The sequence below is a fragment of the Erythrobacter sp. S43 genome (genome assembly GCF_057364955.1).
In genome coordinates, this window is record NZ_CP200285.1 from 602,337 (window position 1) to 616,834 (window position 14,498).

Genomic DNA, 14,498 nt, shown 5'->3' on the forward strand with positions numbered 1-14,498 from the left:
TCAGTCGCGAAACAGCGCCGCAGCCATCGCGCTGCGCTGAAACACCGTCAGCACACATAGCCCCGCATAGGCATAGGCAATGACGCCGAACCATACGGGGAACAGGCACATTGCGATAAACACCGCAATGGTCTCGGTGCCCTCGGCAAGGCCAGTGGAATAGAAGAAACTCTTCTTACCATGTGCCTGAGTGCTGTCACCGCGCTCGGCCGCGATCACGGCGAAAGCAAGAAAACTGACGCCGGTAAGAACAAAGCTGGCGACCAACACCAAAGCCGGCAGTGTGTTCGCCGATGCCATGACGCCAAAGCCGAGCGGGACGGAAACGTAGAACGCAAAGTCCGCAACGATATCGAAATAACCACCCAAGCTAGTCGGGGCAGAGGCGCGTGCCACAGCTCCGTCGAGCCCGTCCAGTACGCGGTTTGCGATGATGAGCGCGAGACCCATCCACACATGGCCGAAAGCAATCGCCACGGCGCCGCCCAATCCCACTGCCAAGCCGGTGAAGGTGAGCATGTTCGCTGTAACGCCCCAACCCGCCAGTACGCGCCCCGCTCGATTAAGCGGCGGATCGATCAGCGGGCGCAGCTTCGCATCGAGCATCAGAAGGTCACCAGCCCGATCCAGGCCCCCGTCATCGCTGTAGCTATGTTGCCCGCGATCCAGCTCTTGATGCCCAGCCCTGCTGCCTCAGCGCGGCGTTCAGGGCATAAAGTGCCGATGGTCGACACCAGCAAACCGATGCTGGCCAAATTGGCAAAACCGCACAAAGCATAGGTGGTGATGAGCAGCCCGCGCGGGCCAAGCGTACCGTCAGTGATGTCTTTGAGTTCTAGAAAAGCGACATATTCGTTTAGGATCGCTTTGGTCCCCATCAAGCCGCCAGCCGCCTGCGCCTCTGCCCAAGGAACCCCGATCAGCCACATCAGCGGGGCGAACAACCAGCCGAAAATGCGCTTCAAGGTCAGCGGCTCGTCTCCCACGAGCGGCAGAAGCGCGAGCACCATGTCAGTGAGCGACACCAGCGCGAACACCACGATGATCACAGCAATCACCGCAAGGAACAGCTGCATCCCGTCCATCGTGCCCTTCACAATGGCATCGATGCTGCTTTCGTACTTGAGCCCTGGTTCTTCTTTCTCGACTTCAGTTGCGTCGTCATCTGCCCTTCCCGGCAACATCAACTTCGCAATCAGCAAAGCGGCGGGCAGCGACACCAACGAGGCCGAGATCATATGGCCAGTCGCGTCAGGCACGGTTTCGCTCAGGGTCGTTGCATAGAGCACCAAAGTCGCGCCGCTGATCGTGGACATGGCGAGCACCATCACCTGAAACAGCTCGGCGCGGCTCATCTTCGCGAAATAGGCACGGATCACCAATGGGCTCTCGACCACACCAAGGAACATGTTCGCCCCGCCGGACAGGCCGACAACGCCGCTCACACCCATCGACTTGCGCAGAAGGAACGACAGACCATTCACCAGCCAGCGCAGCACACCCCAATGCCACAACAGCGCCGCGAGCGCGGAGAACACGATAACCAGTGGCAATATCTGGAACGCGACGATCAAAGGCGCATCGACGCCTTCTTTCAGCTCAAATGGCAGAGGCGCTCCGCCGAGATAACCGAACATGTAGGACGAGCCGTCGAGGGTAGCTTTCTCTATCGCCGCCACGCCGTTCTGCGCATATTCCATCAGGTCCCAAATGAATGGGACACGCACAATCGCTAGCGCCAGCACGCCTTGTAGAGCCAGCGCGCCCGCAATCCAGAGCCATCCCGGGCGGCCCGCCCGATCTTCGCTCAACCCCCAAGCAATCAGGAGCAGAACGGCGATCCCGATGACGCCACGGAATTGATCAAACAGTTCCACTTAAAGGCTCACCCGCGCATCCAGTCGTGATATTTCTCGACCAGCGCCAGCAGCTTCTCCGGCTTGCGCGCCTTCTTCCATTCGCCAGCAGCGAACTTGTTGCCTTCCGCCATCGTCGGATAGGGGTGGATCGTGCCGAGGATCTTGTTGAGGCCCAGCTTGTGCTTCATTGCCAGCGTGTATTCGGCCAGCATCTCGCCCGCATTGTAGCCCACGATGGTCGCACCCAGGATAGTGTCTTTGCCGGGTTTTGTCAGCACTTTGACAAAACCTTTGATCTCATGCTCGGCAATCGCTCGATCAAGATCGTCGAGATCGTATCGGGTCACCTCGTACTCGATACCCTGCTCTTCAGCCTCGGTCTCATTGATGCCAACGCGGGCAATTTCGGGGTCGAGGAAGGTGACGGCCGGAATGACCGAGTAATCCGCCTTGAACTTCTTGAACTGGCCGAACAGCGCGTTGACGCTAGCAAACCATGCTTGGTGGCTGGCGGTGTGGGTGAATTGGTATGGTCCGGCTACATCACCAGCCGCGAAGATATTCGGGAATTTGGTGGCGAGGAATTCGTCGGTCACCACCGTTTTGGCGGTGTCGATGCCCAACTCTTCCAAGCCATATCCGGAGAGGCGTGCCGCACGGCCCACTGCCACGATCAACGCATCGTAAGGCACTTCGACCTTGGAGCCGCCATGTTCCGCGATCACCGCAGAACCAGTGACTTGCACCGCCTTGTGATCGGTCAGCACGGTGACGCCCGATTCCTCCAGTGCCTTCTTGGCCAGCTCGGAAACTTCGGGGTCTTCACGGCCCATGATGCGGTCCATCATCTCGATCTGGGTCACGTTCGAACCCAACCGCGCAAGGCTTTGCGAGATTTCACAGCCGATGGGGCCGCCGCCTAGAATGGCCACACGCGCAGGCGGCGTATCCATTTCGGCAAAGGCATCCCACATCGTGTCAGAGGTCAGGTAATTGCTGTCTTTCAACCCGTCGATCGGCGGCACAAACGGCTCACCGCCCGCCGCAATCACAATCGAGCGGGTGGTCAGGCGCTGCGTGCTGCCGTCATTGCGCGCAATCTCGACCGTCCAAGGGTCGATAATCTTGGCATAGCCCTTCACTACATCGACGCCGAGGCCGGTGTAGCGCTCCTCGCTGTCGTGCGGCTCGATAGCCTTCACTGCGTCCATCACGCGGGAGATGGTGTGTTTGAAGGGAACCTTCGGCTCATGGCTTTCAAGGCCATACTTGTCCGCATTGCGCATTTGGGCTGCGACCTTGGCGCTTTTGATCAGCGCCTTAGACGGGACACAGCCGGTGTTGAGGCAATCGCCGCCCATCTTGTGCGCTTCAACCAGCGTTACTTTGGCTTTCACGGTCGATGCGATCAGTGACGAGACAAGGCCAGCCGCGCCCGCACCGATCACCACCATATTGCGATCATAGCTTTTGGGCTTCGTAAAGCCTTTATAGACCTTGCGCCGCTTGATCGCGCCAATGATGCCCTTCGCGATCCACGGGGCGATGCCAAGCAGTACGAAAGAGCCGAGCACAGCCGGGGTCGCGATGCCCGACAGGCTATCGATCTGCGCAAGCTGCGTGCCTGCGTTCACGTAAACAATCGTACCAAGGAACATGCCGATCTGGCTGACCCACGCAAAGGTCCAAGTCTTGATGCGGGTCAGGCCCATCACAAGGTTGATGACAAAGAACGGAACCGCCGGGATCATGCGCAGGGTGAAGAGGTAAAACGCCCCGTCGCGCTCCAGCCCCTGATTGATTGATTTCAGCCGCTCGCCGAAGCGGTCTTCCATCGTATCGCGCAGGACATAGCGTGCCGAAAGGAAGGCAAGCGTGGCACCAAGTGTCGAGGCGAAAGAGGCTATGATTGTGCCGGTGACGAGGCCAAACATCGCACCAGCCGCCAATGTCAGGATCGCAGCACCCGGCAGCGATGCGGCGGTGACCGCGACGTAGATCACAAAGAAACCAGCGATAACCGGCACCGGGTTCTCAGCGTAGAAATCCTTCCACTGGTCAACCAGCCCTTTGATCCCTTCAACGGTCAGATAGCTGCCTAGATCGAAGATAAAGTAAGCCGCAATGAGCGCCGCGAGCGCTGCAAGGATAATCAGTTTCTTCATGCGTACCCCTTGTTCGCCTTACGGTTCGCGCGCTTCGTCTGAAACGTTACGAGCCGCTTGCCAGCTTCGCGTATTTGGAAATCCAGCGTTTGTCGATGAAGCGTTTGAGCCGTCCGACCCATTTGCCCTGTAATGCCCACCGGCCATAGCTGAGAATTGCGCCGCCATCGCCGGTTGAAATCAGGTACAAGCTGGCGCTGCGCGGTGTGTAGCTCCTTCCGGGACTATTGCCTGAGATTGCATCGCGCAAATTTGCTGCCAGAATTGGCCCAGTGTGCACCGCATGGACGCCAGAATGCGGCACGGCGATATCCTGTCGCGCCGCCACATCTCCTGAGGCAAAGATATGCGGGTGCGAGGTTGATCGTTGGTGGCCGTCGACCGCGATGAAGCCGTCGTGATCCACCGCAAGACCACTCTCACTCGGCCAATCAGGTGCCGCGCTGCCCAGTGCGGCGACAATTAGGTCCGGATTCAATCGGGATTGGGAGGCCCACAGCGCCCCATCTTTAATCCTGGCATTCACCTCGAGCATGGTGAGGCCTTGCCGCCTCAGTTCGTTCTCGACCAGCGCAATCACCTTCGGCGAAAAGCCTGGTAAAAGGCCATCTTCACCGGCAATAAGAGTGACCTGTGTGGCACTACCTCTGTCTCGATTGCGTAGCGCCAAGGTGAGTTCAACGCCTCCTGCGCCGCCGCCAATGACAGCGACCTCTTCGCTGCTCTCTTTTTCTGCAATCGCATCGACAAATTGGTCGATTGGACGCACATCAAGGATACGCGGATCATCGCCGAGCAAAGCGGCCGCTCTGCCCACACCACCGGTGTCGATGGAAGCGATATCGAACGCGATTTCCCGACCGCTTTCACAGGTCACGACCCGCTCATCCGGATCAAATTGCGCGCAGCGATCCGGAACCAGTTCGGCGCCCGCATTCCGCGCCAGTCCGACAAGATCAACCACCCCATCATCCCTATCATGTTCGCCCGCTATCCAGCCGGGGACCATGCCGGAATATCGCAAGGTCGGATAAGGCGTCAGAAACGTCGCGCGGCCCGGACACCCTCGCTTAATCCAGTCCACCAGCACGGCGACATGCGCATGGCCGCCTCCGACCAAAAGGATCGATGTTTCGGTCAATCCGGCACCGACGGGTGAAGTGAGTCCGCAATCATTCGCAGACGCTTAGCCGCACGGATGAAGAATGGCGACCATCCGCGGATCACCAGACCATGGAACCGCCACTTAATCAGTGCGTTCTTTCGGTGTTGTGGTGGGCAATAGCCTGCCCCCGCGTTTGGCCCGGGATACCGCGCGGTTTCGATTTTGCACTCTCCATCGCCACCATGGCGGAACGCAGGATTTGACGGGTAACGGCAATGGCCATTGACAATCCGAGCTACGGCAGCCGCCTATCTTTGGTGCGGTTTTTCCGTCGCTTTTTTGAAATCTTGAAGCCGGAAAGCAGCTTTTACTGGCTCGCCATCGTCTACGGCGTTGGGATCAGTGTGCTTTCACTGGCCACACCGATTTCGGTTCAGATGCTCGTGAATACAGTGGCTAACACAGCTTTGACTGCACCCTTGGTTTTGCTTTCCAGCACGCTTTTCGGCCTGCTGATGATCTTCGCCCTGCTCTATGCGCTGCGCATTCACCTGCTCGAGATTTTCGCGCGCCGCTTTTACGCCCGTATGGTGGCCGAGATTTCGCTTATTTCGGTCTACGCACAGAACCCGTTTTTCACGGACGCGAACAAGGGCGCTTTGTTCAATCGCTATTTCGACGTGGTCAACGTCCAAAAGGCGATCCCGGTTCTGTTCGTCGGCGGATTCACCGTGCTGCTTCAAGTCGCCGTCGGATTCCTCCTCGTCTCGCTGTATCACCCATGGTTCCTTGGCTTCACGCTGGTCCTGATCGCCTTCATTTGGCTGATCTGGCTCGTCTGGGGCGCGCGTGCGATCCGCACAGGGATTGACCTGTCGCACGCTAAGCATGGCACGGCAGCTTGGTTGGAATCCATCGGCTACTCCAACGGCTTCTTCAAGTCGCAGCGGCGCATCGATTATGCGCTCGACAAGACAGACGACTACACCGCCAAATACATCGAAGAACGAAAGCGCCATTTCCGGCAACACTTTGCGCAGGCGCTCGCCTTTTTGTTTATGTATGCGGCGGCCAGTGCTGTGTTGCTGGGATTGGGCGGCTGGCTGGTCATCCAAGGTGAATTGACCTTGGGCCAATTGGTTGCGGCCGAACTGGTGCTCTCGGTCGCGTTTTTCGGCGTTGCCCAACTCGGCACATATCTGACCTATTTCTATGATCTGTGCGCGGCGATCGAGGAGCTTTCGCTGTTCTACGATGTGGAACAGGAAGATCCGAGCGGCGATGATCCAGTCACCGGCAATGATCACACTCTCGTCTTCAATGGCGTTCGCGGCATGGCTCGACATGAAGAGGCTGAACTCAACTTCGAAATCCCCAGCGGGTCGATCGTCATGGCCTCTGCCAGCCATCATGGAATGCAGCGACTCTTCACCAATGTCCTGAAGCTTCACGACATTCCTAGAAGCGGTTTTGCAACGATGGGTGGGATCGATCTTCAAGACATCGAAGCGCACAACCTACGCAACAATGTCCACGTGCTGGAACGCGCATCCTTCGTGGACATGACCATCCGCGAATATCTCAGCCTGTCATGCCCGAACAGCGCGACGCGGCGGATGGTCGGGGCACTCGAAACGGTCGGGCTGACGCACACGATTTCGACTTTCGAACACGGGCTCGATACGCGCATCGCCTCAACCGGATACCCGTTTTCTTCGGTTGAATTGCAGCAGTTGAAGCTCGCCAATGCTCTGCTTGAACAGCCCCGTATTCTGGTGCTGAGCCGTTTGTTCGATCTTCTTGACGAAGAGCCGTTAGCCAGGGCGGTGAACGAGCTGCGCGAGCAAGCCTATTCCACGGTCATCTACTTCTCGAACCGTCGGATCGATCTTGGTTTCGACCGGTTCTTGTATCTCGAAGCGCAGCAGCAACGCTTCTTCGAGAACTTCGACGAATTTTGTCAGGTTGTGAACGGCTGCTCGCCTTTGCGCGGGGACAACACCAAGCTGATAGATGGTGATCCAGACGGCGCGCCTGCTGGAAAGGTGGGCAAGTAAGATGGCCACACTCGAACAGGATATGGCGCACTTCAAAACGCTGGCGAAGCTGCAGCCACCGCGCGTCTTCCGCGCCGTCTTTATCATCGTGCTACTCGGTCTTCTCGCGACTCTGGCATTCCTGATTTACGTTCCTTGGGTGCAGACCACCAGCGGACGCGGCGTGGTCACGACGCTCAATCCCAACGAACGGCAGCAAGAGATCAATGCGGTTGTACCGGGCCGGATCGTTGAATGGTTCGTGCGCGATGGCAGCGCGGTCCTGAAAGGCGATCCCATCGCACGCATCGCTGATGTTGATCCCAATCTTCTGGAACGACTGCGCGCAGAAAAGACACAAGCTGAAATCCAGATCCAGGCGGCGCAGAACGCCCAATCGACTGCCGAGATAGACGAGCGGCGCATGAACGAGCTTTTCCGCGAAGGGCTGACCGCGAGGCGCGATTATGAACTCGCCCAAATCAAAGTCGCCGAAATGCGCGGAAAGGTCGCCGAAGCACAAGCGCGGATCACTCAGATCGAAACCAGGCTTGCGCGCCAGTCAGAGCAAACCATCGTCGCCCCGCGCGATGGATTCATTCAGAGCATAAACGCGGGTGACAGCGCGACCATCGTGAGTGCTGGAGACGTATTGGCGACTTTTGTGCCTGAAACGTCCGAGCGCGTTGTCGAAATTTTCGTCGATGGGCGCGATGTGGCGCTGATCCAGTATGGAGAGCCTGCGCGCATTCAGTTCGAAGGCTGGCCTGCGGTCCAGTTCAGCGGCTGGCCTTCAGTCGCCGTTGGCACGTTCGAAGGGATCGTGACCGGTGTCGACCAGCAGGCCCAACCCAATGGCCGTTTCCGCGTTTTGATCTCTGAGGACCCGAATGCCGAGATCCCTTGGCCAGAAGAACGCTACGCCCGCTTTGGCGCAGCGGTTCAGGCATGGGTGCTGCTTGAGACAGTGCCCGTCGGATATGAAATCTGGCGCCAACTCAACAACTTCCCACCCGAATTGCCCCCTGCCAATGACGGCATAAACGGCACGGGCGGACAAAGCGCTTCGCAATGATGCGCCGCCTCGTCCGAGGCGTGATCGCTGGTGCGCTTGCCATGTTGGCATGCGCAGTCCCTTTGACCTTGTCGGCGCAGGATATCGAGCCGGTCCAGCAACCGCTTGAGCAGACGCTTCGCAGCGGCCCGCTTATGCCCAAGACGGTTCTGCGTTCCTCTGCCCTGCGGTTTCCAAGTATCCTTGAAAGCTTCGAGCGCGAAGCGGCAGCGCGTGGAGACCAACTGGCTGCCGATGGCGCGTTCGATCTGATGCTGGAGGCGGAGTATTATGACCGCTTCACCGGTACGTTCTCGGGCGGCTTTGGCGAAGTAAAGGCTACACAAGCGCTGGAGCCTTACGGGGCCAAAGTTTTCGGGAGCTATCGCGTCTCCGACGGTCGCTTCCCGATTTATGAGAACATCTATAACACTAACCAGGTCGGCGAGTTCAAAGTGGGCGCGCTGTTCTCGCTTTTGCGGGATCGGGATATCGACAGGCGCCGCTTCAACATCGAAGACACCCGCCTCGCCGCCGGACAAGCTCGGCTCGATGTCCTACTTGTCCAGCTGAAGGTTCAGCATGAGGCGCTGAAGGCGTACTGGACATGGGTTGCCGCGGGGCGCGAAATCCGCGTTTACGAAGCGCTTTTGGAAATCGCACAGGCGCGCGCCATCGGTCTGCAGCGCCAGTTCAGTGCCGGCGCCATCCCGCGCATTGCACTGACCGAAAACGAACAGAACATCATCCGGCGCAAGACCTTGCTAGAACAGGCGAAGCGGAATTTCGAAACGTCTGCGAATAGCCTGTCATACTATCTGCGCGATAACAGCGGGAAGCTGGTGACGCCGGGGCGCAAGCAATTGCCCGACGAAAACACGCTGGCCAATCTGCCCGATGTTCAGACGCTGATGGCGATGGAACGCAACGCAGTGCTCGAAAACCGCCCCGAGCTTCAGGATTTCAAAATCGCTCTGGAACGCGCGCGCAACAAGATCGCGCTGCGCCAGAACGATATGCAACCGCGCCTTGATGCATCGATTGAGCTTTCGCGTGATTTCGGCGCCGTGGGCGATGGCGGCCCCACGTTCGATTCCACCGATACTGTCGTCGGAGTAACCCTTACCGTGCCACTCCAGCGACGCGAGGCTCGCGGACGCTTGCGGCGCGCGGAATCTGAATTGCGAGAGCTAGAGCTGCGTCAAAGGCGTATTTCTGACCAGATTCAGGTCGAGCTCGGCAATATCCTGACCAATCTCAATGCGGCTCTGCGTCTGGCTGACCTCGCCGATCAGGAGGTTGAGCAAGCCACCGCCATGGTCAATGCGGAACGAAAGCGGTTTCGCCTTGGCGCGGGCGATTTCTTCCTCGTGAATCTTCGCGAAGAGAGCGCGGCCGATGCACGTGTGCGGGCAATTCGCGCGGAGTTGACCGGTCGGCTCGCTACAGCCAGCTTCAATGCGGCGACAATGAACTTGGATGAGCTGGGTCTGGACTGAGGTTTCCAAGACCAAAGTCTCACTTCCAATGCCCCCGTAATCGGCTAGGCACACGAGATGGCAAGTGAGATCAGCGAAATCGCAAGCTTCCTGCGCGCATCGGCGCCGTTCGATGCGCTTGAGGATGATGATCTCTCCGCCATCACGTGCCAGGTCGAAGTCACCTATCGGAAGGCGGGTGAAGTCATCCTTGAAGCAGGCACGCTCAACGAACGGCTCTATGTGGTCCGTTCAGGCGCGGTCGAATTGATGCTGGCGGGTAAGGAACTGACCGCTCGGCTCGCACAGGGAGCATGTTTTGCCTATCCGTCCTTGTTGCGAGGCGGCGAGGTTCGCAACACCACGACCGCGCTCGAAGACACCTTGCTCTATGCGGTCAGCGCGGAGACGTTTCATGCTCTGCGCGAGAAATCAGCAGCGTTTCGACAGTTCTTCGCCGAAGACGAGGCGCAGCGGCTCAAACATGCTCTCGCCCACCGCCGTGCAGACAGCGGCTTTGACCTCGCCAAAAAGCAGGTCTTTGAGCTGATCGGCTCACGTACCCCCGTTTCCTGCTCCAGCAATGTAAGCGTTCGCGATGCGGTCCGGTTGATGGATGCCGAAGGGGTCAGCACGCTCGCGATCTGCGATGATGGTCAATTGACCGGTATCTTCACCGACAAAGACCTGCGCAGCCGAGTTGTGGCAGCCGACACCGCATTGGATCGCCCGATCGCCGATGTCATGACGGCAAGTCCCCGCACGCTTACCATGTATGGCACGGCGGCAGAGGCGATGGCGATGATGGCATCGGGCGGGTTCCGGCATATCCCTTTGGTCGATCTGGATGGGGGCCTGACCGGTATCCTGAGCGCCACCGACATTCTGGCAGCGATCGGACACAGCGCCATTGATGCGGGAATGCTGATCGCTAAGGCGAAGACCGCTGAACAATTGATTGCGGCCTCCCAAAGTGTTCCCGACAGCTTCGAGAAGATGGTCGCGTCAGGAATGGATGCCGCGCATGTGATGCACTTCACCTCCGCACTAGGCGAGGCAATCCATCGTAGGGCCGCCCAGCTGGCTGAAGAAGAGCTTGGCCCGCCGCCCTGTCCCTATGCTTTTGTAGCTTTCGGTTCGCTGGCGCGCGAAGAGCAGCTGACTGGCTCTGATCAAGACAACGGGTTTGTGATTGCGGACGAAGCGGACGAAGCTGCATTCGCCTATTTCGAGAAGCTCGGCACCCGAATCTCAGATGTGCTGAATGAGTGCGGCTACGTCTATTGCAGGGGCGGGATCATGGCGAAGAACGCCGATCAGCGCCGCACCTTGTCGGGTTGGCAAGAACGTTATGAGCATTGGATCCAGCGACCTGACGAAGACCGGATCCTGCGCGCCACGATCTTCTTCGATATGCGCCACATGCATGGCGACAACGCGCTTTCGAGCCAATTGCGCGAGCATACTTTGGGTCTGTTCAAAGACAGCCCGCTATTCGTTAGCTATCTCGCGCGTGATGCGTTGCGCAGCAAAGTACCGCTCGGCTTCTTCCGTAATCTGGTTCTGGACAAGACAGAGGACGGGCAAAAGGTCTTCAATGCGAAGAAGCAGGCGATCATGCCGATTGTCGACATTGCCCGGACCCAGGCTTTGGCTGCAGGCTTACCTGAAGTCGGCACAATCGGGCGGCTGCGCGCATTGGTCAAAACAGGCAAAATGAACAGCGAGGACGCGCAAAGCCTCGAGGATGCTCTGCTGCTGGTCAACGAACTGCGCATTGAGCATCAGGCTGCACAGATCGCGCGCGGTGGAACACCTGACAACCTGATCGCGCCGGAAAAGCTCTCGCCGCTCGAACGTGATTATCTCAAAGACGCTTTCGCAGTGATCCGCGAAGCGCTGGACGCTCTGCGACGCAATTTTGCCGGCGGGATCGCCTGAGATGTTCGCAAATTGGCGGTTTGAGCGAGCCTTGAAGCCACTTGCAGGCTCCCGCCATGCGGCATTGCGTGACTACGCCAATGCGGCATGGCCATCGCCAGAAACGCCTTTGGCCGACGCGCCCTTGCTCGCGCTCGATTTTGAGCTGGACGGCCTCACGCGGGACTCGCACCTTCTTCAGGCCGGATGGGTCAGATTCAGTATACGCGGCATTCCCATGGCAGGCGCTGTGTCGCGCGATATCCGTAGTTCGGCAGAGCTCGACCGGGATGCAGTGGTTGTTCACGGCATCGGTGAGGAACGCGCCGCCGCGGGTGAGCCAATCGGGCGCGTACTGTCCGATTTGGTTGAAGCATTGAGCGGCCACTATGTCGTGGCGCATTCCGCTGGAATTGAGCAATCCGCCATCGCCCGTTCGACCCGTTCAATATTCGGAGACGCAGTGCCGGTGCGCAGCCTGTGCACCCTGAGGTTAGAACGGCATCTAAGCCCTAATCTGACTGCGCCGGGCGCTTACCGACTGGGCGCATGCCGCAGCCGATATGGCTTGCCGGAATACCGCGCACATGATGCGCTGACCGATGCGATCGCGGCTGCCGAGCTATTTATGGCACAATGCAAGCGTTTGCGCTCCAATCCGACGCTTGGCGATGTAATCAAGCTTGCCGGATCGTCATAACTCAATCGGGCATAAACTCGCATCCGCTCTCGCCCGCCGCACCGAGCGCGAATAGCGTAATGACAATGCGCAAGGGAGAGGCGTTGAGCAATGAGCAATAGCAACAACAATCAGACCGAAGAGAAGCCGCAAGAAACGAGCGCAGCGGAAGGTGCCTATTGGCGCGAGAACCTGCGCCTTCTGATTGGCCTGATGACGATCTGGTTCACGGTTTCATTCGGCGCTGGCATCCTCTTCCGTGAATGGCTCGATCAGTTCAGCCTCGGTGGGTATCCGCTCGGCTTCTGGTTTGCGCAGCAAGGCTCAATCTACACGTTCATTGCGCTGATTTTCTTCTACGTCTGGCGCATGCGGCAGATCGAACGCAAATACGATTTAGACGATTGAGGGGGCGCTAAAGAATGGACACGCAGACCCTCATCTATCTCTTCGTTGGCGCCAGCTTCGCGCTTTACATCGGCATCGCCATTTGGAGCCGTGCCGGATCGACAAAGGACTTTTATGTCGCGGGCGGCGGGGTGAACCCGGTTGTCAACGGCATGGCCACAGCCGCCGATTGGATGAGCGCGGCGAGCTTTCTCTCCATGGCCGGTCTCATCGCTTTCATGGGCTATGACGCCAGCGTCTATTTGATGGGTTGGACAGGCGGATACGTCATGCTCGCCCTGCTGCTCGCGCCATATTTGCGCAAATTCGGACAGTTCACCGTGCCTGACTTTATCGGCACACGGTACTATTCAAAGGCTGCTCGTGTTGTTGCGGTGATCTGCCTGATCTTCATCAGCTTCACCTACATTGCCGGGCAAATGCGCGGCGTGGGGATCGTTTTCTCGCAGTTCCTGCAGGTCGAGATCACGATGGGTGTGATCATCGGGATGGGCATAGTTTTCATCTACGCCGTATTGGGGGGGATGAAGGGCATCACGTACACACAGGTGGCGCAATATTGCGTCCTTATCTTCGCCTATATGGTGCCCGCCTTCTTCATCAGTTTCATGCTGACCGGAAACCCGATCCCGCAATTGGGCCTTGGGTCAGAGCTGAACGATGGCAGCGGCACCTACGTGTTGGAGCGGCTCGACAATGTGCTCGTGGAACTTGGTTTCGGCGCCTACACTGCAGCGAAGAAGAGCACGATCGACATCTTCTGCATCACTATGGCGCTGATGGTGGGTACGGCGGGTCTACCGCATGTGATTGTGCGGTTCTTCACCGTGCCCAAAGCCTCCGATGCGCGCAAATCAGCGGGCTGGGCGCTGGTCTTTATCGCCATGCTCTACACCATCGCGCCGGCCGTTGGTGCCTTTGGCATGTATAACCTCATCAATAAGGTCGATGATGTCGAATACGCTCAGGTGGAGAGCTTTTTCACGGATTGGGAGGATGCGGGCCTGTACGCGTGGACGGACAAGAACGGCGATGGCGTCATGCAATATCGGCCGGGCCCTGCCTTTGAGGGCAAGCCCGAATTCACCGGCGAGACTGGTCCCAATGGCGAACGGGTGATCGCCAACGCTCCCACCACTGACAACGCAAACGAGGTCTACGTTGATCGCGACACGCTGGTGCTGGCCAACCCACAAATCGCTAATCTGCCCGGTTGGGTGATTGCCCTGATGGCGGCCGGCGGCCTGGCTGCGGCGCTATCGACCGCAGCGGGTCTGCTGCTGGTGATTTCCAGCTCGGTCAGCCACGATTTGCTGAAGACGACGTTCAAACCTGACATCTCCGAGAAAGGCGAGCTGCTCGCAGCACGCATTGCGGCTACGGCTGCCATTCTGGTAGCCGGTTATCTGGGCATCTATCCGCCCGGATGGGTGGCGCAGGTTGTGGCCTTCGCCTTTGGTCTCGCAGCGTCCAGCCTGTTCCCGGCGATCTTCATGGGCATCTTCTTCAAAGGGATGAACAAGGAGGGCGCAATCGCGGGCATGGTATCAGGGCTGGCTTTCACCTTTGGCTACATCGCCTATTTCAAGCTCTGGGCACCGTCAGCCAACACCGCCGAAAACTGGCTGTTCGGCATTTCACCCGAGGGGATCGGTGTGATCGGTATGGTGATCAACTTCGCGGTCGCCATCGCGGTGGCGAGCATGACGGCCAAGACCCCGCCGGAAATCCGCAAGCTGGTGGACTCGATCCGTGTCCCGCGCGGCGCGGGGGACGCTCAAGTCCACTAAGCGA

11 protein-coding genes are annotated in these 14,498 nt (G+C 58.5%); 7 read left to right on the plus strand and 4 right to left on the minus strand.

The genetic code is table 11. The features are described from left to right. Genes AC0V6K_RS03115 through AC0V6K_RS03130 form a run of 4 tightly spaced genes read right to left on the minus strand, consistent with a single transcriptional unit; the run spans position 1 to position 5,165 of the window. Entirely contained in the window at positions 1-606 is a 606-nt protein-coding gene (locus AC0V6K_RS03115) for a CDP-alcohol phosphatidyltransferase family protein (RefSeq protein ID WP_472624682.1), read from the minus strand. Next, positions 606-1,877 carry a NupC/NupG family nucleoside CNT transporter gene (locus AC0V6K_RS03120; protein WP_472624684.1) on the minus strand — a complete coding sequence of 424 codons (1,272 nt, stop codon included), beginning with the start codon at positions 1,875-1,877 and terminating at the stop codon, positions 606-608. The genes AC0V6K_RS03115 and AC0V6K_RS03120 overlap by 1 nt, the downstream gene beginning before the upstream one ends. Before the next feature lie 8 nt (positions 1,878-1,885). Continuing rightward, positions 1,886-4,024, minus strand: a complete 2,139-nt coding sequence (locus AC0V6K_RS03125; protein WP_472624686.1) for an FAD-dependent oxidoreductase — start codon at positions 4,022-4,024, stop codon at positions 1,886-1,888. Between the two features lie 46 nt (positions 4,025-4,070). After that, on the minus strand, positions 4,071-5,165 hold the full coding sequence (locus AC0V6K_RS03130; protein WP_472624688.1) for an FAD-dependent oxidoreductase: 1,095 nt from the start codon (positions 5,163-5,165) through the stop codon (positions 4,071-4,073). 239 nt (positions 5,166-5,404) lie between these two features. Between AC0V6K_RS03130 and AC0V6K_RS03135 the strand changes: the two genes are divergently transcribed. The 7 genes from AC0V6K_RS03135 to AC0V6K_RS03165 all read left to right on the plus strand — a co-directional run bounded on the left by AC0V6K_RS03135 (position 5,405) and on the right by AC0V6K_RS03165 (position 14,494). Further along, positions 5,405-7,186, plus strand: a complete 1,782-nt coding sequence (locus AC0V6K_RS03135) for an ABC transporter transmembrane domain-containing protein (protein WP_472624690.1) — start codon at positions 5,405-5,407, stop codon at positions 7,184-7,186. Position 7,187: 1 nt separating this feature from the next. Continuing rightward, positions 7,188-8,240 carry an HlyD family secretion protein gene (locus AC0V6K_RS03140; RefSeq protein WP_472624692.1) on the plus strand — a complete coding sequence of 351 codons (1,053 nt, stop codon included), beginning with the start codon at positions 7,188-7,190 and terminating at the stop codon, positions 8,238-8,240. Then, positions 8,237-9,718, plus strand: a complete 1,482-nt coding sequence (locus tag AC0V6K_RS03145; RefSeq protein ID WP_472624694.1) for a TolC family protein — start codon at positions 8,237-8,239, stop codon at positions 9,716-9,718. The genes AC0V6K_RS03140 and AC0V6K_RS03145 overlap by 4 nt, the downstream gene beginning before the upstream one ends. 57 nt (positions 9,719-9,775) lie before the next feature. Then, complete coding sequence (locus AC0V6K_RS03150) at positions 9,776-11,638, plus strand: DUF294 nucleotidyltransferase-like domain-containing protein (protein ID WP_472624696.1); 1,863 nt, start codon at positions 9,776-9,778, stop codon at positions 11,636-11,638. A 31-nt stretch (positions 11,639-11,669) separates the two neighbouring features. Continuing rightward, positions 11,670-12,317, plus strand: a complete 648-nt coding sequence (locus AC0V6K_RS03155) for an exonuclease domain-containing protein (RefSeq protein ID WP_472624698.1) — start codon at positions 11,670-11,672, stop codon at positions 12,315-12,317. Positions 12,318-12,407: 90 nt separating this feature from the next. After that, positions 12,408-12,704 carry a DUF4212 domain-containing protein gene (locus AC0V6K_RS03160; protein ID WP_472624700.1) on the plus strand — a complete coding sequence of 99 codons (297 nt, stop codon included), beginning with the start codon at positions 12,408-12,410 and terminating at the stop codon, positions 12,702-12,704. Between the two features lie 14 nt (positions 12,705-12,718). Next, positions 12,719-14,494 (plus strand): sodium:solute symporter family protein, encoded by a 1,776-nt coding sequence (locus AC0V6K_RS03165; protein ID WP_472624702.1) that lies wholly within the window; start codon positions 12,719-12,721, stop codon positions 14,492-14,494. Positions 14,495-14,498: the final 4 nt, after the last annotated feature.

What these genes read in the sequence shown, in the direction of transcription:
- AC0V6K_RS03135 (WP_472624690.1), top strand. Translation starts at nt 5,405, where the DNA reads ATGGCCATTGACAATCCGAGCTACGGCAGCCGCCTATCTTTGGTGCGG.
- AC0V6K_RS03150 (WP_472624696.1), top strand. Translation starts at nt 9,776, where the DNA reads ATGGCAAGTGAGATCAGCGAAATCGCAAGCTTCCTGCGCGCATCGGCG.
- AC0V6K_RS03125 (WP_472624686.1), bottom strand. Translation starts at nt 4,024, where the DNA reads ATGAAGAAACTGATTATCCTTGCAGCGCTCGCGGCGCTCATTGCGGCT.
- AC0V6K_RS03165 (WP_472624702.1), top strand. Translation starts at nt 12,719, where the DNA reads ATGGACACGCAGACCCTCATCTATCTCTTCGTTGGCGCCAGCTTCGCG.
- AC0V6K_RS03140 (WP_472624692.1), top strand. Translation starts at nt 7,188, where the DNA reads ATGGCCACACTCGAACAGGATATGGCGCACTTCAAAACGCTGGCGAAG.
- AC0V6K_RS03115 (WP_472624682.1), bottom strand. Translation starts at nt 606, where the DNA reads ATGCTCGATGCGAAGCTGCGCCCGCTGATCGATCCGCCGCTTAATCGA.
- AC0V6K_RS03145 (WP_472624694.1), top strand. Translation starts at nt 8,237, where the DNA reads ATGATGCGCCGCCTCGTCCGAGGCGTGATCGCTGGTGCGCTTGCCATG.
- AC0V6K_RS03160 (WP_472624700.1), top strand. Translation starts at nt 12,408, where the DNA reads ATGAGCAATAGCAACAACAATCAGACCGAAGAGAAGCCGCAAGAAACG.